Genomic DNA, 23,396 nt, shown 5'->3' with positions numbered 1-23,396 from the left:
ACTATGGCGAAAAATAGTTTTCTGAAGAATACCTACATCACACTGGTCCGCCAAATAACAAGTATTATAATTGGCTTCCTGCTAATTATGATCATAGCAAGGGTTCTGGGATCGACTCTGCAGGGACATTACGGAATCATCACTACTTTCGCTGCAACTCTGGTCATGATGATTAACATGGGATGGAATATATCAACCGTATACTATGTGAGTAAGGAAGAGGTCTCGGTCCAGCAGGCATTCTATAATAACCTTTTGATTGGGATTTTCCTTAGTGTGGTCGGAATCGCAGGGGGATTTGCATTTATTGCCCTTTTCGGCGGGGGAGCCTCTTTCGATCAAATACCAGATAAATCGTCTGTCTATCTCATATTGTTCGCGATTCCTTTTATGCTTCTAAATACGTTTTTTCAAACGATTTTTCAGGGAATCCAGGACTTTAAAATTTTTAATACAATCCTGGTGTTTACGCAAATTTCGAATTTGCTATTTGTCCTTTTTCTGGTCGTCATCTTTAATTTAGGGCTGCAAGGGGCTTTGTTTGCTTTTATTCTTGGGCATGTAGCTACATTTTTGTTTATAATAACGGTTTTCTTAAAAAAATTCTCGTTTTCAAAACAAGACCTTAAATTAAATGTCCCTTATTTAAAAAAATCTTTTCGCTATGGGTTTAAATCCTATCTGAGCAATCTGGTCACCTTTTTTAATTATCGAATCAATGTTTATATTCTTTATGCCTTTGCTAGTCCTGCAGCGTTCGGTGTGTATTTCACCGCACTTAATTTAAGTGAAAAGTTATCCGTTTTTACGCAATCCATTTCCTCTGTGCTTCTTCCGAGGATCGCCTCGATGGGAACGGAGGAGGAACGCAATAGGCTGACATCAATAGTGAGCAGGTTCACTATGATATTTATGGCTGCCTTTTCTCTGGTCGTTTTTCTGTTAATAGACATTATTGTCCCAATATTAGGGAATGATTATCTAGAAACACCGTTCCTAATTAAAGTTTTACTCCCTGGCATCTCGTTGTTGGCGGTTGAAAAAATTCTCTCAAACGATATAGCTGCACGGGGGAAACCAGAGGTAAATCTGTATGTATCCATTTTTAATGTTGTGTTAAGTACAATCCTGAACTTGATTCTTATACCTGAATATAAAGCGACAGGGGCAGCGATTGCTACATCCATATCCTATAGTTTAAGCTTTTTAATAAAATCATTTTTATTTAAAAGGATAACAGGTGAAAAACTGTCGGGATTTCTTCTTATTAAACCGGCCGATATTGTCCTTTTGAGGAAATTGATTAACCAATTTAAAAATAAACTTCAGCGACGACATAGTGGCTAAAGTGTGTTAGATTAATGAATGGTAGAAAAAAATGTCTTTTATTGCTGATGAATAAACGAATATTAAATTGATATTGTGAGGGATAGTACAATGAGTGAATCCACAACTTTAAACCAAACTGGCCAGGACCTATTTAATAAAATTAAAAACCGTGAAGCAACAATCGGCGTAGTCGGCCTTGGGTATGTAGGCCTTCCGCTAGCTGTAGAAAAAGCTAAAGCCGGTTATAAGGTTATTGGCTTTGACGTTCAGGAAAAAAGAACAGACATGGTCAATCAAGGCATTAACTATATCGGCGATGTCGTCGACGAAGAGTTAAAGGAGATTGTTATGGATAAGAGGTTGGTCGCAACAACCGATTATTCTCTCATCCAGGAAGTAGATGCAGTGGCAATGTGTGTTCCTACCCCGCTAGATATGTATCAGCAGCCTGACACTTCCTATGTGGAGAGTTCAGGCAAGGAAATTGCAAAGTATTTGCATAAAGGGATGCTTATTGTCCTGGAAAGTACAACATATCCTGGCACAACGGAAGAAGTTCTGCAGCCAATTCTTGAATCAAGCGGCTTGAAGGTGGGCGAAGATTTCTTCTTGGCCTATTCTCCAGAGCGTGTTGACCCAGGAAATAAACAGTATAATACCAAAAATACTCCTAAGGTTGTAGGCGGAATCACTCCTTCTTGTACAGCTATCGCATCAGAATTGTATCAAAGTGTACTTGAAGGTGATGTACATCAAGTTTCAAGCCCTGCAGTAGCTGAAATGGAAAAGATTCTTGAAAATACATTCAGGCATATTAACATTGCCCTTGCAAATGAAATGGCAATTTTGTGTGACCGAATGGGGATTGATGTGTGGGAAGTTATTGATGCGGCAAAAACAAAACCTTATGGCTTTATGGCATTTTATCCTGGGCCAGGGCTTGGAGGCCACTGTATTCCGATCGACCCATTCTACCTAACATGGAAAGCACGTGAATATAACTACCACACTCGTCTAATTGAACTTGCTGGAGAAATCAATAACAGTATGCCTGAGTTTGTTGTTACTCGTTCCATGGAAATTCTGAACAAAAACAAAAAGGCCCTAAATGGAGCAAAAGTGCTTATTATGGGAGTAGCTTATAAAAAGGATATTGACGATGTCAGGGAATCTCCTGCATTGAAAGTTATTGAAGGTTTGAATGATGCTGGTGCCGATTATACTGTCATCGATCCTTATGTTAAATCGTTCCGTTCCTGTGGCCTGACTGTGGAAACAGTTGAATTAACCGAGCAAATGCTCACTGAAGCCGACTTGGTACTGATTCTTACCGACCATAGTGATTTTGACTATAAATTAATGGGTGAGAAGGCCGAGTTGATATTCGACACTAGGAATGCGATGAAGGAATTTGCAAAGGGACATAAAGGATATTACAAACTATAAGCGTTAGAACCAGAAGTAATTCTGGTTCTAACTATATTTACGTCAATAATAAGACAGCAATGAATAAAGGAAGTTGAAGCCGTGATTAGTGTAAAACACTTATCGTGGACTAAAACACTCTTGAATTGAAGTTGGTGGTATTTTTGAAAATATGGATTTTAAATCACGCAGCATTAAAACCTGGTGAGAGTGGAATAACAAGACATTATGATCTGGCCAGCGTTATGGTTGAGAAGGGGCATGAGGTTACCATTTTTGCCAGCAGCTTTATCCCTTATTTTTTTAAATGGAGAAATCCTGCAAAAAAAAATTACAATGAAAATGTTAATGGAGTGCTTTTTGAATGGCTATGGACAATGCCATATAAAGGGAATAGTCCAATGCGTCTCCTGAATATGATCAGTTATTTTTTTATGTCCATTTATAGGGGCTTGCAAAAAAGAAAGGAAAAACCTGATGTTATTGTAGGTTCTTCTGTTCATTTGTTTGCTTGTTTGGCTGGATATTATTTAAGCAGATTTCTGAAGACACGATATATAGTAGAAATAAGGGATCTCTGGCCAAGAACGTTAATTGATTTTGGCGCAATAACCGAGAGACATCCTTTGGCAATCCTATTTGGTGCTATTGAAAAATTTGTTTACAAAAAAGCTGATCAAATCATTGTTACCCTCCCAGGTGCAGCAGACTATATTGAAGGCTGCGGGGTAGATCGAACAAAAATCGTCTATATCCCTAATGGGGTACATATGTCTCGTTTGGATGAATTTACGATTGAATCTTCGTTGAGTGATGAGTTTGAGGCTATAAAAAGCAAACATAAGAGAATTGCTGTTTATGTGGGTGCCCATGGAACCGCAAATGCTTTGGAAACTGTCATTGCAAGTGCTGATTATCTTAATCCTGATAAGGTGGCAATGGTATTTATCGGAGAAGGGCCGGAAAAACAAAAGCTGATAGATCGTGCAAAGCCTTACTCCAATGTTTACTTTTTTAATAGCATCCCAAAGGAAGAAGTTCTCTCTACATTAAGGCTGGCGGATATTTTAATGGTTTCAATGCTGGATACCCCACTCTATAAGTATGGTATTAGCCTGAATAAATTAAACGATTACCTGCTCGCGGGAAAACCTGCTATATTTGCAGGGAATGTATTGAACAATATAATTGAAAATGCGAAGGCAGGCATCACAGTGCCACCTGAAAATCCCGAGAAGTTTGCAGAAGGGATTAAACAACTGTTACAACTTAATCAGGATGAAATAGATTCGATTAAGGTTAGCAGTTTTGAATATGTAAATAAGCATCATAATATTGAGAAGCTGGCTGAAGAGTTTTTAAAAGCCTGCACTAAATAAACTGTTTGTTTTTTGGACAAGCATGTTCAAACTTACTAATAATGCGAATTCTTTAAATGAACTTGTAAGGTAGTGAACGAAATGAAAATCTGCCATTTAACCTCTCTCCATCCCGCAACTGATACGAGGATATTTATAAAAGAGTGCCAATCACTCGCAAATGCAGGGCATGACGTATATTTAATTGCACCCAATACTGAGAGTGTTAAGCAATCTGGAGTAACTATCATTGGAGTTCATTCCATCGTTAAGGGCCGCCTGGACAGGATGCGGAAGACGACTCAAAAGGTATTTGAAAAAGCGCTTGAAATTGACGCAGAAGTGTATCATTTCCATGATCCGGAACTGATGCCTGTTGGATTAAAGTTAAAAGCAAAAGGAAAGAAAGTTGTTTACGATGTCCATGAGGATGTTCCTGAACAGGTTATGTCAAAGCAATGGATTCCCAAGCCACTCAGGAAACTTATTTCGGTTTTGGTAAAAGGCTACGAACGGTATGCTTCTAAAAGGTTCGATGCAATCGTAACAGCTACTCCTACCATTGAGGAAAGATTCGTTACGTATAATCCTAATACCGTAACGGTTCATAATTATCCATTATTGAATGAATTGGCCTCTGGTGAAGAAGTTTATGGCCAGAAGAACGGTCATAATGTCCTGTATATTGGCGGCATTTATGCCCTTAGGGGTATTAAGGAGATGGTACGCGCCATCGAAAAGGTAAATAAAGATTTACCGGCAACCTTCATACTTGCTGGGGCTTTTACACCCAAGTCCTTAGAGGCAGAAGTCCGGTCGATGCCGGGATTTAAGTATACGGATTTTCGCGGTTATTTAGACAGGGAAGGGGTAAAAAACGCCCTCTCAGAAGCAAATATGGGCATGGTTGTTCTGCATCCTGAACCAAGATTTGTTGTGTCGCTGCCGATAAAAATGTTTGAATATATGTCAGCAGGAGTTCCAGTCATAGCATCGAACTTCCCGCTATGGAAAGATATTGTTGAAAAAAACAATTGTGGTATTTGTGTTGATCCGCTAAATATCGATGAGATTGCATCAGCCATCCGGCGGATACTTGAGAATCCTGAACAGGCTGAACAGATGGGCAGAAACGGACGCCGTGCCATTGAAACAATTTACAATTGGGAAACTGAAAGCCAGAAGCTTGTCTCACTCTATAACAGGCTTGAAGGCAAACGTGTATCCACTTCTTATTAACGAAAAGGGGAGAAACCAATGAAAGTAACTATGCTTGATTTATCAGAACAATATCAAACGTTAAAAGATGAGATTCTCACCGCCCTTGATGATGTTATGTCAAAATCCCACTTCATTCTTGGTGACAATGTTAAAAAACTTGAAAAAGACATCGCAGACTACAGTGGAGTTGCTCACGGGATCGGTGTAGCAAATGGAAGTGACGCAATCCATATCGCTTTAGAGGCTTGTGGAGTCGGACCTGGTGATGAGGTAATTGTTCCATCTTTTACTTTCTTCGCAACAGCAGGAGCCGTGGCTAGGACTGGTGCTACCCCCGTTTTTGTTGAAATTGACCCTAAAACATTCAACATCGATCCAGCTAGTATTGAAGCGGCAGTAACTGAAAAAACGAAAGCAATCATTCCTGTTCATCTTTACGGACAAATGGCTGATATGGATGGAATAGTCGAGATTGCCAAAAAACATGATTTGTACATTATTGAGGATGCTGCCCAGGCAATAGGAGCCAAATATAAGGGTAAAAATGTTGGTGAACTGGGAACTGCGGCAACTTACAGCTTCTTTCCAACCAAAAACCTTGGTGCGTACGGTGATGCAGGGATGCTCGTTACGAAGGATGAGGAATTGGCCGAGAAAATGAGGGTTATCCGCGTCCATGGCAGCAAACCAAAATATTATCACCATGTACTGGGATATAATAGCCGTCTTGATGAACTCCAGGCTGCAATCCTGAACGTCAAGTTCCCTCACCTTGATTCATGGACCGAACTTAGACGCGAAAAGGCGGAAAACTATACAAAGCTTTTGAATGAAAGTGTCCCTCAGGTAGTTACTCCTTTTATTGAGGAGCATAATTTTCATGTATTCCACCAATATACAATCCGTGTGGAAAGAAGGGATGAATTACAAGCATTCCTTAAAGATAATGGAATCAGTACAATGATTTATTATCCAAAACCACTTCATCTTCAGCCTGTGTTTGCAGAACTTGGCTATAAGGAAGGCGATCTGCCGATCACAGAGAAGGCTTGTGCTGAAGCATTATCGCTGCCGATGTTCCCTGAATTGAAGCTTGAGGAACAAGAATATGTCGTTAGCAAAATTGCCGAGTTTTATTCAAAAAAGAAATAGAGGGGCAGATATGAATACACCTATTACAGGGAATAATGTAATCATCGGTAAAGATGTTGTTATTGGAAAAAATGTTACGATTGGCCATAACGTCATTATTTATGATGGTACCATGATTGGTGACAATGTTCTCATCCAGGACAATGCTGTCATAGGAAAATATCCAACTCGGGCGAAAAATTCAATTTTGCCAGAGGTTACAAAATTGCCTCCAGCAGTTATTGGGGCCGGATGCACAATTGGCACATCGGTCATTATTTATGCAGATGCAAAATTGGCCGATGATGTTTTTGTAGCCGATCTTGCGACCATTAGGGAAAGGGTCACAATTGGGGAAAAAACGATAGTTGGCCGCGGCGTATCGGTTGAAAATGACTGCAAAATTGGCAGCAAGTGCAAACTAGAAACAAATTGTTACATTACTGCCTATTCCGAGCTTGAAGACTTTGTTTTTATTGCTCCATGTGTTGTTACAACAAATGATAACTTTATGGCAAGGTCAAAGGAACGGTATGAGCAGTTTAAAGGTGTGACGATTAAAAAAGGCGGCCGGGTCGGTGCCAATTCGACCATCCTTCCTGGAAAAGTCATTGAAGAAGACGGAGCGGTTGCCGCCGCTAGCGTTGTAACAAAAGACGTGAAGCAAGAAGAGTTGGTGGTAGGGAGTCCTGCAAGGAAATTACGTTCTGTACCAGAAAATCAACTCTTGAGAAACCAATAGGGAAAAAATAGAAGTGTAGAAAGAGTACAGCGTACTTTTTTTACACTTTTTTAAAAGTTGGTGATGGTTTAATTGAAAAATTTAATGATACATAACAAGGAACAATTATTGGCACTACTAGTAGGAACCTCTATTTCGGTAGCTATATTAATTGGAATAAACGGGTCGCTATCAAGTAATTTGGCATTTGTTTTTCCAGTGGCCCTATTTGTAGGGATTCTAGTTTGTCTAGTATACAAAAAGAAGATCATAGACCGGTATGGCCTGTTAACAAACCTGCTGATTTTGTTAATAGCAACATCGTTTATAGGAGCGGCCTTCCTTAGTCTGAATGTCGGATTTTTTAGCCTTTTCCCGTACAGGATATTATTTATTGGGATCATCTTTTACATGGTTCTTTATGGATTTTTGAGGAATGATGTTTCGATATTCCTGAATAAAGTTTCTTTTAAGGCCCCCTTGCTGCTCCTTATTATTTGGTTATTATACGCCATATTATCGTTGATTTGGGTCGACAGTGTAGGAAGTGCGATTAAAGGGATTGTCCTGCTTGGATTTGGAATTGGACTTGTGTTTTTAATGGTATACATGATACGAAGCAAACAAGCCTTTATAAATGTTTTTTACATTTGGATTTTTATGGCGGTATTCCTAATTGCTATCGGCCTTGCCAACCACTTTTTTCAAATTCATCTTCCAATCTCAAGGATTTATCTTGCTTCGGCCTATCAAAAAATGATACCTACCTCGGTCTTTGTAAATGAAAATGATTTTGCAAGCTTTTTGTCTATAACCTTTTTCTTATTTCTAGCATGGTTCAATCAAACGAGAAATCTCTTAGTTAAGGCAATCAGCATAGGATTAATGATTATTTCGCTGTATTTAATTCTCGTCACATCAGCCCGGGCTAATTTGCTTGGAATATTTTTCGGTTCATTTATTTGGTTCGTATTTATTGCCAGGGGGACTCAAAAAATCAAGATTATCGTGCTGGCCTTCATGATGCTTGGTGCAGGGCTGGCAGCCTTTCCGGAGAAAATAGAAAAGGCTATAGATCCAATAATAAATGAATTAAGTAGTCTGAATGTGCCAGCAGACACTAGCGGGGGATCTGTCGAAATTCGCTTGAACTTAATAAAAAATGGATTGTACTCTGTCAAGGAGACCCTCGGATTTGGCGTAGGTGCAGGGAACGCGGAACGCTTCATGGAAAACGAAGGGGTTTTCCCTACTTACGGGGACTATAACGTACATAATTGGTGGATTGAAACATTAACTAATTACGGATTCATTATTTTCCTCTTATATAGTTGTCTATATTTCTCAATTGTTTATCATCTGTACTACTATTGGCGGAAAGCAAGGGACAAGAATATGAAAATGCTGCTGGAAGCCTTCTTTATGGGGATGGTAGTCTTTTCGATAGCAAGCCTCGGGCCAAGCTCTATCATGGGGCTTAACTACCATTGGCTGCTAATAGGCCTCTCCATATGTTTAATTAATCTAAACATGCTATCAAATACTGAATCGCTGACCAGGAGGTTAAGAAATTGAATGACATGCTAAAAAGGATAGTAAACAGGTTTAAGAAATGGTGGATTGTGCTGCTCATCATTCCGTTACTCACGGGAGCGATTGGCTATTTTCTGGCAAAGGGAGAAACGGAAACGTATACGGCTAAATCCGAAATTACATTGGGGAATTTTTCGGATAGAAGTATTACAAGTTCTGACTTAATGGCAGGACGGCTTTCACAAGAAGGTTTTTTACAAAATCTTAGTAATGAAACGGGAATACAACTTGACGTGGATTATCTAGCTGAAAATACGGCTATCTCAACCGGAGCTGGTAGGAAAATCATACTAACTTTTACAGGAACGAATTTAGAGAAAGTTAAACGGGAAGCTGAAAATTTAATAAAAGCGTTTATTCAATATAGTGATGAAAAGTACAATGGACAAAGAGAGGTACTTATTGAGCAAATTAATAAACTGCAGCAGTTTAGTGATGAAGAAGACCCAAATAAGTACATGAATACTTGGAAGATGAGTGATGAACTGGAAAATTTAACACCGACCTATTTAAACAAAGAAGTTACTGTTACAACGAACTCCTCCTCTCCTGTGACTAACTTATTGCTGGGATTGGTAGTGGGATTATTCATTTCTCTATGTATCCCGTTCATCCCTGAATTTTTTATCAGAAATGAAGAATAATTAAACAAAAACAAGCGGCCTATTTATTGGCCGCTTGTTTCAATCGTGGTTGATTCTGCTGTTTCATTCGAAGATGAAAGGCCAAGCTCCAAATGGCTTGCGAGAGTCTGTTTAACTTCATTTAAGCTTTCTTCTGAGGGGATAAAATAATACGTACCATAAGAATTATTATAGTCCTCTCCGGTTAACTCTAATTGTTCTATGGAAGAGGAATTGAAATCAGGATACTTTTTCCTAAAGGCCAGGGCTTCTTTCATTCTCATATTTGTCTGAATGTTGGTGCCAACTTCATCAGCAATATCATCAATTTTCAGCAAAGTACTAGGAGAAGAAAGTTTATCGATTAACCCGGTAATGATTTGCCTTTGGCGCATGTTCCGGCCAAAATCACCACGGGGATCCTTTTTACGCATTCTGGCATACACCAGCGCTTCTTCACCGTTTAGTTTCTGCTTCCCTTCTTCAAAATAGAAGCGATCCCACTTACTATTTATGTCATCGAATGTGAACGGGACATCAACGGTAACCCCACCGACAATATCAATGATATTCTTGAACCCATCGAAATTTACTGTAGCATAATAATCAATAGGGATATCTAGGAAATCCTCTACAGTTTCTATCACAAGCTCTTTTCCGCCATCCGCATAGGAATGGTTGATTTTATCTTGGTCGTAGCCTGGAATATCAACCAATGTATCCCTGGGAATACTAAGTAGTTTCATAGTTTGGAATTCAGGATTAAAGGTCGCAACCAATATTGAATCAGAACGGCCTTGGTCATAATCGTCTGAATAGTCTTCAATTCCTAGTAACAAAACAGAAAACGGGTCAGTTGAAATATATACAGGTTCGTCCCTAAGTTCAGATTTTCCGTCTCTGCCATCGATATCATTGAAAGCACTGCTTGAAACTTGGTATGTTTTTACGAGAATATATCCGAAAAATGTAATAGCCGAAAGGAATAGCAGGATGAGAAACCCCAGTAGCAACCTTCTGCGGCGCTTCTTCTTTTTAATTGCGTTATTACTCCTACTTGCTAGATTATAGTTATTCATAGGAACCTTCCTTTAAATAGTCAATGAAGTGCCATAATAATTATAATGCAATAGTTGTCTATTTGAAATATAAAATTTTTTACAATACGTGTTTACCCATTTTGGCTAACGGATTCCTCGAGGTATTGCAATTGGCCTTCAGAAATAGTCGCAGTTCCATTTGTTAGCTCTGTCATCCAAATTCGAAAAGCTTCTACTTTGTCAATTTCAACAAAGGTTTCGATCTCAACCTTGTCCAAATAATGGATATTTCGGATATGAGCAGCAGCGGATCTTAATTCATTTTCAACTTTTCCAAGCAGTGTGTAGTCGATAGTGGTATGCATCACACGCATCAGCTTGCGCTCAACAACCCCTGTCGCGTTAATCCCTTCGGATGCAGACTTCCCGTATGCACGGATCAGTCCGCCTGCTCCCAGCTTAATTCCTCCGAAATATCGGGTCACCACCACAACGGTGTCCTTCAGCTTTTTCTTCTTTAACACTTCAAGAATGGGGACCCCGGCAGTGCCGCTTGGCTCGCCATCATCGTTTGCCTTCTGGATTTGGTCGTTCTCTCCAATCAGATAGGCTGAACAATTATGGGTTGCATCCCGGTGCCTGCGTTTTATTTCAGCTATGAACTCCTGGGCGCTTTCTTCGGATTCAGCCCGGTTGACATGAGCAATAAAACGGGACTTTTCAATAATGATTTCGTGTTCGCCATATTCTTTCACGGTGAGATATGATGGAAGCATAAAGAATGCTCCTTCCCTGCTGTTATTATTCAGATAAAGTGAAACTTCAATCAGTGGGGGGTCTTCATCCCCGGCTGATTGTTAGTTGAACCAATCGGGCTTTTACGGGCTGTTACCCCCACCTACGCTTCATTGAGTCCCTAGCCTTGAGGTGGGGTCTTACAGCCCGTTAATGAGGCATAAATTTTCCAAACCTGCTCTAGGTGATGGTACAAAAATCATAAAGGTGTTACGTATTCTTTAAAAGAAAGTCGATTTTTGTAAATATACTTACACAAAGGGTGTTTATTGGAAAATTTGTTAGTTATTTACCCACATTTACAGATTTATAGTACAAACTGCACTCACCATTTTACCCTCCTTGAAATATGTCTTCAATGGGGATGGCGAGGCGAAGGGAGAAATATTTTCCCAATTCATTAGCCAATAAAAGAGGTGAAATGTTAACATGGATAAAAAGTTGCATGATATAATTAGCACTGCATACATAGTGAGAACATCTATGACTATCTAATATAATCATAGTGTTTGGTTAAAAAAACCCAGAGTAATAGGTTTATCGCTCCTTTATATAGGCTAAAGGATACAGACTGATATTGCAATTATAATCCTTATTGCCGATTTTTTCTTTATCCCGGAAATTATTTCAATTAATGGATAGTTTCGTTCATTCTTTCACGATAAACTAAGAATTAGAAATGGGAATCCAAGAATGTTCCCAACTAAAATCTTGAGTTTAACGGGGCGCTGGGCACCGGGAGGAAGATATGAGAATAAAGGATTTTGATACTAAAACACTTGATGTCATCCTGGCAAGAATGATTGAGTCAGTCGGAAGAAGCAAGAATGAAATCTACAGTATTGGTGAAGAATCTCGAGCTGATTTGGAAACATTGAATTCGGAATTGGCAGAAGTGGAGGAACTGACAGATAGGGTGGTTGGTGAAGGGGAGCGCCTCGAAGCCAAAGTCCGCCTATCCAGATCCAAGCTTTCGGAAGTCAGTATGCATTTTAAAAACTATAGCGAAGATCAAGTACGGGAAGCGTATGAAAAGGCGCATGAACTTCAGTTGGAGCTGACTCTGAACAGGCAGATGGAAAAGCAGCTGCATGAACGGAAGAAGGACCTGGTCCGAAGGATGAATGGCTTACATGAAACGATAGACCGTGCAGATCACCTTGTCTCCCAAATTTCTGTCGTCATGAATTACCTAATGAGCGATTTGAAGGAAATGGGGGAACTGATTGAAGATGCCAAGCTTAAGGTGGAATTCGGCCTGAAAATCATTGAGGCCCAGGAAGAGGAAAGAAAGCGGCTTTCACGTGAAATTCATGATGGGCCCGCTCAAATGCTGGCAAATGTCATGATGCGTTCTGACCTGGTTGAGCGTGTATACAAAGAAGATGGCATTGATGCAGCCCTTGCCGAAATTAAAAGCTTCAAGCAAATGGTCAGGAACTCTTTGTATGAAGTTCGCCGTATCATCTATGATTTACGGCCGATGGCACTCGATGATCTTGGACTTATTCCAACATTAAAGAAATACCTGCAAACAATGGAGGATTACCATAAAACAGTAAAGATATCCTTCCACAATCTTAGGGCCGACCAACGTCTCCCTTCCAACTATGAAGTGGCTCTTTTCAGGCTGGTTCAGGAATCAGTCCAGAATGCCTTGAAGCATGCTGAAGCCAGTGAAATCCAAGTAAAGCTTGAAATGAAGGAAACAGGAGTTACAGTTGTCATTAAGGACAACGGCAAAGGATTTGATCCGAAAAAGAGAAAATACAATTCGTTCGGCATCATGGGCATGAAAGAACGAGTTGATCTGCTTGGCGGACAATTCGCGATTTCATCCAAGCCTGGACAGGGGGCAGCAGTCATCATCCAGGTGCCGATACCGCAGGAATAATAGCGGGAGGAGTTACAAGGAGGCGATGGGAATGAAAACAAAGATAGTAATTATAGACGACCACCAGCTTTTCCGTGAAGGAGTAAAAAGGATTTTGGAGTTTGAAAAATCCTTTGATGTTGTTGCCGAAGGGGACGATGGGACAAGCGCTCTTGATTTGATTAAGGAGCATGACCCAGATGTTGTCATTATGGATATCAACATGCCGAATCTTAACGGGGTAGAAGCGACGGCACTTGTCATGGAGCGCTATCCGGAAACGAAAATCATCATTTTGTCCATCCATGATGATGAGAATTATGTGATGCATGCATTGCAAACTGGGGCAAGGGGCTACTTGCTCAAGGAGATGGATGCAGATGCCCTTATCGAGGCAGTAAAAGTCGTCGCGGCAGGAGGATCTTACCTCCACCCCAAAGTAACCCACAATCTTGTTAATGAATATCGCCGGCTTGTAGGGGCAGCTGAGGAAAGTGCTGCGGCCGGTTTGCAGCAAACCGAAATTCGCAGGCCGCTCCATCTGCTGACCAGAAGGGAATGCGAGGTTCTCCAAATGCTGGCTGATGGAAAAAGCAACCGCGGAATAGGCGAAGCTCTCTATATAAGCGAAAAAACGGTTAAAAACCATGTCAGCAATATTTTACAGAAAATGAATGTAAATGACCGGACGCAGGCTGTAGTCGTAGCCATCAAGAATGGCTGGGTCGAGGTTAGATAAGTATCCCGTGCTGTTCAAAAAACACTCCATTTGTGAAGTGACCCCAATTGTTAAGTGTGTCTAACAATTGGGGTGCAGTTCATTTGTTGGAGTGTTTTTTGTATTGATTAGGGTTATAGAATGATTTGTTCGGGTTTGGTTAAGTTGTAAATACAAAGAACTATATTTGTTTAAAATGTACCGGGCAAATAGAAGCATTTTTTGACGAAGAAAATTGTCGGAAATAGCAGTTTTACTGTCAGAAAGGGCCGATTTTCCTAAAATGTTCGGAAAATAGTTAAGAATGTGTAAAAAAAGTGCTTAATCTGCGAGTTTATATCGATAATAAACGAATATTTCCGCTTCTTAAAAGTTTACAAACGATTCTACTGATGACTAAAATGATAGAGGTGTCATACTTTTGGCACTAATTAAAATAATAGGGGAGTGCGCAATGTGAAGGGGTCCATTAAAAAGGTTGGGAAATCCTTAGCTGTGGCAACACTGGCATTATCTATTTTTTCTACACCATTTTCCATTAACCCGGCAACTGCAGCTAAGCCGGATCAAGCCGGAAAATTTGAAGTTGACTTAAGGATTATGGGAACGACAGATATTCATACTCATCTGGTTAATTACGATTACTACAAAGATGCTCCTACCGATGAGTATGGATTAGCTAAAACTGCAACTCTCATTAAGCAGGCAAGGGCTGAGGCAAAAAACTCACTCCTGTTCGATAACGGTGACCTCATCCAGGGTAACCCGCTTGGCGATTACAAAGCCAAGGTTGATGTACTTGAAGATGGCGAGGTCCATCCTGTATTTGAAGCGATGAGCCTGCTTGGCTATGATGCTGCAACATTGGGCAATCATGAATTTAACTATGGTCTCGAGTTCCTTGATGAAGTTCTTGACGATGCGCCAATGCCATATGTAAACGCGAACGTCTTTAAGGATGATGGAGACAGCAACCCTTCAAACGATGTAAACTACTTCAAGCCATACCAAATCATAAACAAAAAGGTTAAAGACAACAGCGGCAAAACACAAGTGATTAAAGTGGGCGTAATCGGAGTAGTTCCGCCACAAATTATGACCTGGGATAAAGCAAACCTGGAAGGAAAAGTCATTACAAAGGATATTGTCAAATCGGTAGAAACCAATATTCCTAAAATGAAAAAAGAGGGTGCGGACCTGATTATCGTCCTGGCCCATACTGGCATGGGAGATGCTGGTTATAAGGAAATGGACTTTTGAATCTGTTACTAACCATTTTCCCTTTACTTTTTCAATCACAATGTCCATGACACCGAGGTTGTTGCCCCAATTGCCGGCCATGATGAATGGAACGCCGTTTACTGTTCCTTTCGCCTGGTCAACTCCAGGAAGGTCTTTATAGCCTCCAGGGAACAAGCCGTGGTTATGTCCGGAAATGACGGCGTCGACGCCTTCAACTTTTGTCAGGTCGTAAGCGGCATCTTTATTAAGAACGTAGCAGACCTTTACCTGTATCCGAACACAGTTGCCACGATTAAAGTGACGGGTGCAGATGTGAAAGAATGGCTTGAAATGTCCGCAGGCCAATTCAACCAAATTGATGTAACAAAGGGCGGCGAGCAGCCGCTAATAAATACTGATTTCCAAGCTTACAATTATGATGTTATTGATGGGGTTACGTATGAGATTGATGTAACTGAGCCGGCGAAATATGATCCTAAAGGAAATCTGGTAAATGATTCTGCCAACCGAATCAAGAACCTTGAGTTCGATGGCAAGCCAATTGATCCAAACCAGGTATTCCTTGTGGCAACAAACAATTACCGTGCAAGCGGGAATTTCCCTGGTGTACGAAACAAATCGGCAGTAACAATGTACCCTGATGAAAACCGCCAGGCTATCATCGACTACATTCTGGAAGTTGGAACAATCAATCCTTCTGCCGATCAAAACTATCGGTTCTCGGCAGTATCGTCTGAGGTAAATGTAACCTTTGAATCCTCTCCAGATGCACAAAAAGTAATTGGCGATAACAGCCCTATTGCGTATGTTGGTGAAGCAGCAGGCGGGTTTGCAAAGTACCGACTGACTTTGCCAGTCGTTGCAAATCAATAGGTTGGGCAGCTGCCGTCTCTTTATTTGAGATATGCTAAGCTAAAGAATAGACTCCATGAAAGACAAAGCATGATAATGGGATAAGAACCGCATCCAGCAGGGTGCGGTTTTCCTCGTTTGAGATTCTAATCTTTTCTATTTACAAGGATGCTTTTTCCACTGGCTTCCTATAAAATAGGAACATATAAACCTATAAGGATGGTATTAATATATGAAAACTGCTGTTGTCACAGATAGTACGGCATACATACCACGGGAACTGCGCGAACGATTGAACATACATATGATTCCTTTAAATGTTATTTTTGGTGAAGAAGCGTATCAGGAAGAAGTTGAAATACATGCATCCGAATTTTACGAGGAAGTAAAGACAAAGGGATTGCCCACAACCTCCCAGCCTCCAATTGGGCAATTTGCTGACCTTTTTGAACGGCTTAGCAAGGAATATGATGCTATCATCAGCATTCACTTGTCGAGCGGGATAAGCGGCACCTATCAGGGAGCAGTCACGGCAGGCTCGATGGTAGAAGGGATTGCGCTTTATCCATTCGATTCCGAAATCAGCTGCATGGTCCAGGGCTTTTATGTACTTGAGGCAGCGGAAATGGCAAATCGCGGTGAAAATCCCGAGGCAATTGTCGGACGGCTAGAGGAAATGAAAAAGACGATGCGGGCTTATTTTATGGTAGATGACCTTGCCCATCTTCAGCGAGGCGGCAGGCTATCAAGTGCCCAGGCATTGATCGGCAGCCTTCTACAAGTGAAGCCCCTGCTTCATTTTGAGGAAAAGATGATCGTTCCTTTTGAAAAAATCCGCACCCGTAAAAGAGCAATGAACCGGATTGTTGAATTATTGAAAGAAGCCACCGTAGAAGCTGGGGAATACGAAGCGGTGATCATTCATGCTAACCGCGAGGAAGAAGCACTTGCATGGAAGGCAGAACTAGAATCAACCCTTCCCCAAGTCAGGTTTTCGATTGGCTACTTTGGCCCTGTTATCGGTACCCATTTAGGTGAAGGCGCAATGGGGATGGGCTGGTATAAAAAAAGATAATGTCTAACATAGCCATCTCATTTTGGGATGGCTTTTTAATTGGTGACTTCTCCGTTTGGTAGTAAGGGAGTGAGAGCTTTCTCACTAAAATTTGTGAAAGATTGAACATTCGATTACATTTCGTAACAAAAGACCTTATTTTGACCAAAATATGCCAAAATGTAAGGGAGCACATCATTTAATAAAAAATTAGGGTGATGAAATGGTTTACGATTTAGTATTGCTTCATCCGCCAACTGTTTATGATTTTAGGAAGGAGATGCTATTCACTGGCCCAATTAGCGATGTTGTCCCCTCTTCACCAGTGTTTGAGATGTACCCAATTGGTTTGACGAGTATAGGGGATTACCTAGAACGGTACGGACTAAAAGTCAAAATCATTAACATCGCCAACCGGATGCTGATGGACCCACACTTCGATGTAGAAAAAAAGCTCCGCCGGATTAAGACAAAATCATTCGGCATCGACCTCCATTGGCTGCCACACGCACATGGCAGCATAGAACTCGCAAACATTTGCAAAAAACTCCATCCGACAGTACCAGTCATGTTCGGGGGACTATCCTCCACCTATTTTCACGAAGAATTGCTTGAGTACCCTTGTGTTGACTATGTTGTGAGGGGTGATACAACTGAAAAGCTGATTCTGATGCTCTTGAATGCCCTGGATGCCGGGCACAGGGATTTGAGCATGATTCCTAATCTAAGCTGGAAACGGGATGGGGAACATATTCATAACCCGCATACGTATGTTCCGGACAGCCTGGATGATTTCAACCTCCCGGGCTACCGCTATGTCATCCGCTCAGTTTTTAAATGCTTCAACCTGCTTGACCCGCTGCCCTATAAGGGTTGGCTGCACTATCCGAATACGGCAATCCTGACTTCGAAAGGCTGCAATTATAATTGTCTGATTTGCGGAGGATCCCGGGATGCCTATGCATTGAACTGCAACCGGAAGAAAATCTTGATGAGGTCTCCGCAGAGTATGCTGGAAGACATCTCCCTTATTCAGCGATTCAGCCGGGCACCCATCTTCCTATTGAATGACATTCGCGAAGGCGGCAAGGAATACGTTGAAGAGTTTTTTGATGGGTTGTCAAAAATGAACCTCAAGGATGAGCTTGTTTTCGAACTGTTTCAGTATGTGGATGAGGACTTTTTCGAAAGGCTCCATAAAGCGGTCCCCAAATATAGCATCGAGATTACACTCGAATCGTCTGATCAGGAAATTCGCCGCGTCAATGGCAAGTTTAACTGCACCAATAAGAAGATTATTGAAACCCTGCAATATGCGCTACAGCACGGCTGTGCCAAGATTGATTTGTTCTTCATGACCGGTATCCCTGGACAAAGCTATCAGAGCGCTCTTGATAATGTGTTATTTTGTGAAAAGATTCACAATAAGTGTGGTAACGACTCACGCATATCGTATTTTATTGCGCCGCTCGCTCCATTCCTGGATCCCGGCAGCCCGGCCTATGAGCACCCAGAATTGCACGGCTACAGGAAGTTCTGTTTTCATCTGGAGGACTTTCGCCAGGCAATGCTGTCACCTTCCTGGAAGTACATGCTCAGCTACGAAACCAACGCCATGACCCGCGACGAAATCGTCCGCGCTACCTATGACTCGGCCCTCCTGCTAAATAAATTCAAGCTTAAATACGGCCTGATTCAGCAGGATGAATACGAGGAAATAGAATACAAAATTACCAAATCCCTAGAATTCATGAAGCGAATCGATCAAATGCTGCTCCTGCCTGAAGATGACAAACAAGCCGGACTCGCCCTCATCAAAAGAGAAGTCGAAGAAGTCAACCGCCACAGCATCTGCGGCAAAAACGAACTCAAATGGGAAGTCTCCAAACGCTACGCCGACTTCTTATCCCTCGGCTGGATAGGACTCGAATTGCTTGGTGACGAGATCCTACGTGGAATTCGCTGCAAGCTCGGTATCGTGGACCGCAAAAGCGTTTCGGTCTATTCCGGGGAGGAGAAAGGTTTTTAATTGTGTTTTAGAGTGTGTAGAGGTTTGGGTTTTGGATGATGGGGCCATCCTGCGTTAGCGGGATGGCTTGTTTCCTTTAGAGAAATATAATTTTTAATAGTCAGCTAGAGTTTTGGGGGAGGAGCAACTAGTATTTAATAGGTGGACCATAGCTTGTGCGCATATATTTCTGGAAGTACGCATAAAAACGGAAAAAGTGCGCATAAATTTTTAAAATTGCACATAAAAACAAAAAAGCACGCATAAAAGCTAGCTCTGCAATAGCAGAATGATAGCGGATTGAAAAATAGTTCATATTTTTTTCACAAAACGAAGAGTTGGCTGGAAGGAAGATTCAACGCATTTATAGAAAGTTCCTAGTAAACGAAAGGAGGAGAATGATTATTGAATTTAAATGAACGGAAAATTCCTTTTAAGGTACTAAAGTTAGAAGCGTTGCTCAGGAACCTCCCCAAACAAAGTTCGAAGCGCAGTGATATTGAAAGTGAGCTTTCTCGGAGAAAAGCAGGGTACTGGGGTGAAACTCAGTTAGATTTTTACCTGCGTATGCTTCCTGATGACGGGTATTTTATCCTCAACGATCTCCGCCTTCCCTTCAAAGACGACTACTTTCAAATTGATACTCTCATTCTCACCAGAAGATACTGTCTAATTATCGAGTCCAAAAATATCAAAGGGGTCCTGTTTTTCGATGGACATTTTGACCAACTCATCAGGATTGAAGGTGATATGGAAGAAGCCTTTGAAGACCCCATTGTTCAGTCAAAAAATTTAATCCTCAAGCTCAGCTCTCTTCTATCAAAACAATTTCCAGGCCTATCTTTTGATTATCTTGTTTCAATTGCCAGCCCAAAGACTATTCTAAAATCCAACACAGAAAAAGTAGATAGGGTATGTCATGCTAATACCATAGTCCAGAGAATCTTTCAGTTGGAAAGATTGTATAAAAAAGAGATTTTAACTTTTAACCAAGTTCAAGATATTTGCGCTTTCCTTCTTTCACTTAATACACCTTATAACAAAAGTGGGACAAGCGCATTTCATATAACTCGAAAGGATTTAATGGATGGGGTTACTTGTCCCATCTGTAATAATCAATTGGTCTATATTAGAGGAAAAGGAGGTTGTTTTTTATGCAACCAATCTTTTAAAGATGCCTACTTAATAAAACTCATAGATTATTTTCTGCTTTGTGAGCCCACAGCCACTAATTCAGATTTAAGAGTATTTTTGGCAATTCCCAACCGCCATCATACCCATAACTTTTTAAAAGGAATAAACATTCCCTTTTCAGGTAATGCAAAAGGACATGTATACCATATGCCAAACAATATCAGAGAGCTCCTAGCCGATCCTTTTCTATTCCTAAAAACTAAACAAAAGGGGCATGTTCATGAAATTCACCATTGAAAATAGACTTATCACCCCCATCCTCCCAACCTATACTAATTCCGGCATCGCGCAGTTCCCATTCAATACAAAAAGAATCACTGACCTCCAGGCGATCCCCCGCCCAGACCTAAACCGTGACTTCCAATTCAACCCTGAACTTCAATCCCACTTGGCCGGAAAACAGCTGCTTCTAGATGATTTACCAAACACCCTCCAGGAAATTCACGATCACTATGAAAACGGCTTTATAACGTACCGAAGGGGAATTGAGCAAAAAGGCGGAAATCCCAGCTGCTACAGATGCGGGAACCGGGCTAAAGAGCTGTTTGCTTCCTTCCTCTGTGCAAGATGCGGAGAACTCTGCACGTATTGCCGCAACTGCATTATGATGGGCCGTGTCAGTGAATGTACTCCTTTAATAGGCTGGATTGGCGCGCCGCCTGATTTCGACCCGCCTGAAAAAATTCTCGAATGGACTGGGACATTATCCGACGGGCAGCAAAATGCGTCGAACCGCGCAGTTGATGCCGTTCGTCAAAATTCGAGCCTACTCGTTTGGGCGGTTTGCGGGGCTGGGAAGACAGAGGTGTTATTCGCGGCAATTGAAACCGCGCTAAAGGACCGGAAACGGGTGTGTATCGCCACGCCGCGTACAGATGTGGTCCTCGAACTTACCCCAAGACTCCAGGCTGCATTTCCTTCTGTAAAAATTGCTTCTCTATATGGCGGGAGCGAGGACCGCCATCTTTTTTCCCAGCTGACTATTGCGACCACACACCAGCTGATTCGCTTTTACGAGGCGTTTGACATGATGGTGCTTGATGAAGTGGATGCCTTTCCTTATACGGTTGATAAGGCTCTCCAGCATGCTGCGGACCAAGCCCGAAAACCGGTATCATCAATCATCTATCTAACGGCGACACCTAACCGGAAATGGCAGCAGGAATGCAGGTCAGGGAAACGTGTCTTTGTTACCATTCCTGCCCGTTTTCACCGCCATCCGCTTCCAATACCCGAGTTCCGCTGGTGCGGGAATTGGAGAAGAAGGCTTCAAAAAGGAAACCTTCCCCGTGATTGCCTGCGTTGGATTGAAAAACGGCTTTCAGCGGGAAAACAGGCACTGGTTTTTTTTCCGCATATTCAATCCATGCAAGCAGCACTTCCTCTTTTGCAAAAACTAAACCCGGACATTGAAGCTGTTCATGCGGAAGACCCAAACCGAAAAGAGAAGGTTGCACAAACACGAAAAGGTGCCATTCCAATCCTGCTGACAACGACTATACTCGAACGGGGTGTTACATTGGCCAATATCGATGTTGCCGTCATCGGGGCCGAGGATCGTACCTTTACGGATAGTGCGCTCGTACAAATTGCCGGACGGGCGGGCAGAAGCGCCGCATACCCGGACGGGACTGTCACCTTTTTTCATTTTGGTAAAACGATTGCCATGGAAAGGGCACAAATGCAAATTAAAATGATGAACAAAGAGGCGAAATCAAGAGGGCTTATTAAGGATTCATTGGAATAATTAGGGCATACTATAAAGGGATGAAATAAATGATTTATATAAATGAACGATGTTTGCTTTGTGGTGGAGAATCAGGTGAAGAACCGAGCTGGGCAAGCCTATTTTTGCCTGCAAAGAAAGGGGATGTTTGCAAAAATTGCCGTCCAAAACTGAAATCGATTATAGGAAACGGGTGCAAAATTTGCGGTAGGATGTTCAATGAACAGGCTGAAAGATTCAGTTCAGAAGGTGTATGCCATGACTGTATCCGATGGGAGAGTGATCCCAAGTGGGCTGGCATGCTTCAGCAAAATAAATCGTTATACGTTTATAATGATTCTCTAAAGGATGTAATCGCAAAGTTTAAGTACCGTGGTGATTATCAGATTGCCTTGGCATTCTCTGAGGAAACGAAAAACATGATACGCAGCTTAAAACCCGACATCATTGTTCCGATTCCGTTAAGCAATGAACGCCTGTATGATCGTGGCTTTAACCAGTCTGAGGCTATTCTGCGCGAAGCAGGTATCAAATGGTCTGCAATTCTGACCAGAGAACATTCTGAAAAACAGTCGAAGAAATCCCGGCAGGAACGGATTCATCTGCCGCAAGTGTTCAAAACAGATGCAGAAGTTGATGGAAAAAGAGTTTTGTTAGTTGATGATATTTACACAACAGGGTCAACCTTGCGCTATGCCGCAAAATGCCTAAAGAGAGCAGGAGCGAGGGAAATTATATCCTTTACAATTGCGCGGGGGTGAGAAACTTGGTGTAGGGTCGACAAATTTATAAGTCTTTTCCACATCACTCGAAGGTTGTCACTATCAGGCTATTGTTTTTGTCATAGATTCGACAAAATTTTTGTTCTGTTTTAGAAGGATTCTCATAGGGTAGAAGAGAATATAGTTTACATAGTCTTAACAAAAGGAGGCGTTTCTCATGAATTTCAATATTCGTGGTGAAAACATTGAAGTAACTCCAGCAATTAGGGAATACTTGGAAAAGAAGATTTTTAAACTTGAAAGGTATTTCACTGAAACACCGCAGGCAAATGTCAATGTGAATTTAAAGGTGTATCAGGATAAGACATCCAAAGTGGAAGTAACCATTCCGATGCCGCACCTCGTGCTTCGGGCCGAGGAAAGCCATGAAGATATGTATGCCGCAATTGACCTGATTACTGATAAGTTAGAACGCCAAATCCGAAAGCATAAAACAAAGGTAAACCGCAAATTCCGTGAAAAAGGCGACTTTGCTGCACTGTTCGCCAACGGGGATAACTCTTCCGTCGCTACCTATGATGAAGAAGACGAGCTTGAAGTTGTCCGCACAAAGAGATTCGAACTGAAGCCAATGGACAGTGAAGAAGCGATTCTTCAAATGAACATGCTAGGCCATAACTTCTATGTCTTCACCAATGCTGAAACAAACCAAACCAACGTTGTTTACAAGCGCCACGATGGCCGCTACGGCTTGATCGAGGCCCACTAATT

General features: G+C 41.5%; 18 protein-coding genes and 1 pseudogene. 17 read left to right on the top strand and 2 right to left on the bottom strand.

Translation table 11 applies throughout. The annotated features are described in order from the left end of the window. Positions 1-3 precede the first annotated feature (3 nt). The 8 genes from A8F94_RS11940 to A8F94_RS11905 all read left to right on the top strand — a co-directional run bounded on the left by A8F94_RS11940 (position 4) and on the right by A8F94_RS11905 (position 9,422). Complete coding sequence (locus tag A8F94_RS11940; RefSeq protein WP_139070078.1) at positions 4-1,347, top strand: flippase; 1,344 nt, start codon at positions 4-6, stop codon at positions 1,345-1,347. A 90-nt stretch (positions 1,348-1,437) separates the two neighbouring features. Then, positions 1,438-2,775: a nucleotide sugar dehydrogenase gene (locus A8F94_RS11935; protein WP_066200205.1), complete on the top strand. Its 1,338-nt coding sequence runs from the start codon at positions 1,438-1,440 to the stop codon at positions 2,773-2,775. 143 nt (positions 2,776-2,918) lie between these two features. Then, entirely contained in the window at positions 2,919-4,133 is a 1,215-nt protein-coding gene (locus A8F94_RS11930; protein ID WP_066200202.1) for a glycosyltransferase family 4 protein, read from the top strand. Between the two features lie 81 nt (positions 4,134-4,214). Continuing rightward, positions 4,215-5,351, top strand: a complete 1,137-nt coding sequence (locus A8F94_RS11925; RefSeq protein ID WP_066200199.1) for a glycosyltransferase family 4 protein — start codon at positions 4,215-4,217, stop codon at positions 5,349-5,351. An 18-nt stretch (positions 5,352-5,369) separates the two neighbouring features. Further along, entirely contained in the window at positions 5,370-6,485 is a 1,116-nt protein-coding gene (locus A8F94_RS11920; RefSeq protein ID WP_066200194.1) for a DegT/DnrJ/EryC1/StrS family aminotransferase, read from the top strand. Positions 6,486-6,495: 10 nt separating this feature from the next. Next, positions 6,496-7,206 (top strand): N-acetyltransferase, encoded by a 711-nt coding sequence (locus A8F94_RS11915; protein ID WP_077247675.1) that lies wholly within the window; start codon positions 6,496-6,498, stop codon positions 7,204-7,206. 72 nt (positions 7,207-7,278) lie between these two features. Then, positions 7,279-8,760 carry an O-antigen ligase family protein gene (locus A8F94_RS11910; protein ID WP_066200190.1) on the top strand — a complete coding sequence of 494 codons (1,482 nt, stop codon included), beginning with the start codon at positions 7,279-7,281 and terminating at the stop codon, positions 8,758-8,760. Next, on the top strand, positions 8,757-9,422 hold the full coding sequence (locus A8F94_RS11905) for a hypothetical protein (RefSeq protein WP_066200186.1): 666 nt from the start codon (positions 8,757-8,759) through the stop codon (positions 9,420-9,422). The genes A8F94_RS11910 and A8F94_RS11905 overlap by 4 nt, the downstream gene beginning before the upstream one ends. Positions 9,423-9,445: 23 nt before the next feature. Here A8F94_RS11905 and A8F94_RS11900 read toward each other — a convergent pair whose 3' ends face one another. Next, on the bottom strand, positions 9,446-10,480 hold the full coding sequence (locus A8F94_RS11900; protein ID WP_066200184.1) for an LCP family protein: 1,035 nt from the start codon (positions 10,478-10,480) through the stop codon (positions 9,446-9,448). Positions 10,481-10,572: 92 nt separating this feature from the next. Next, positions 10,573-11,217 (bottom strand): YigZ family protein, encoded by a 645-nt coding sequence (locus tag A8F94_RS11895; RefSeq protein WP_066200182.1) that lies wholly within the window; start codon positions 11,215-11,217, stop codon positions 10,573-10,575. Positions 11,218-11,984: 767 nt separating this feature from the next. Here A8F94_RS11895 and A8F94_RS11890 point away from each other — a divergent pair. The 9 genes and pseudogenes from A8F94_RS11890 to hpf all read left to right on the top strand — a co-directional run bounded on the left by A8F94_RS11890 (position 11,985) and on the right by hpf (position 23,394). Continuing rightward, entirely contained in the window at positions 11,985-13,130 is a 1,146-nt protein-coding gene (locus tag A8F94_RS11890; protein WP_066200179.1) for a sensor histidine kinase, read from the top strand. 31 nt (positions 13,131-13,161) lie between these two features. After that, positions 13,162-13,848: a response regulator transcription factor gene (locus A8F94_RS11885; RefSeq protein ID WP_066200177.1), complete on the top strand. Its 687-nt coding sequence runs from the start codon at positions 13,162-13,164 to the stop codon at positions 13,846-13,848. A gap of 516 nt (positions 13,849-14,364) precedes the next feature. Beyond that, positions 14,365-15,942 (top strand): annotated as a pseudogene (locus tag A8F94_RS26660) (5'-nucleotidase C-terminal domain-containing protein). Positions 15,943-16,153: 211 nt separating this feature from the next. Further along, entirely contained in the window at positions 16,154-16,996 is an 843-nt protein-coding gene (locus A8F94_RS11870; RefSeq protein WP_066200165.1) for a DegV family protein, read from the top strand. Positions 16,997-17,198: 202 nt separating this feature from the next. Next, positions 17,199-19,004, top strand: coding sequence for a TIGR04190 family B12-binding domain/radical SAM domain protein (locus A8F94_RS11865; protein ID WP_066200162.1), 1,806 nt, complete (start codon positions 17,199-17,201; stop codon positions 19,002-19,004). A gap of 384 nt (positions 19,005-19,388) precedes the next feature. After that, entirely contained in the window at positions 19,389-20,414 is a 1,026-nt protein-coding gene (locus A8F94_RS11860) for a nuclease-related domain-containing protein (RefSeq protein ID WP_066200160.1), read from the top strand. Continuing rightward, positions 20,398-21,924 carry a DEAD/DEAH box helicase gene (locus A8F94_RS11855; RefSeq protein ID WP_066200157.1) on the top strand — a complete coding sequence of 509 codons (1,527 nt, stop codon included), beginning with the start codon at positions 20,398-20,400 and terminating at the stop codon, positions 21,922-21,924. Before A8F94_RS11860 ends, A8F94_RS11855 begins: the two co-directional genes overlap by 17 nt. Positions 21,925-21,953: 29 nt before the next feature. Beyond that, positions 21,954-22,664, top strand: coding sequence for a ComF family protein (locus A8F94_RS11850; RefSeq protein WP_066200154.1), 711 nt, complete (start codon positions 21,954-21,956; stop codon positions 22,662-22,664). A gap of 178 nt (positions 22,665-22,842) precedes the next feature. Then, positions 22,843-23,394 (top strand): ribosome hibernation-promoting factor, HPF/YfiA family, encoded by a 552-nt coding sequence (gene hpf, locus A8F94_RS11845; RefSeq protein ID WP_066200149.1) that lies wholly within the window; start codon positions 22,843-22,845, stop codon positions 23,392-23,394. Positions 23,395-23,396: the final 2 nt, after the last annotated feature.

The sequence above is a fragment of the Bacillus sp. FJAT-27225 genome (genome assembly GCF_001685025.1).
Taxonomy (GTDB): Bacteria; Bacillota; Bacilli; order Bacillales; family Cytobacillaceae; genus Bacillus_D.
Note: the sequence above shows the minus strand (reverse complement) of the source record. Positions and strands in the feature narration are given on the sequence as shown.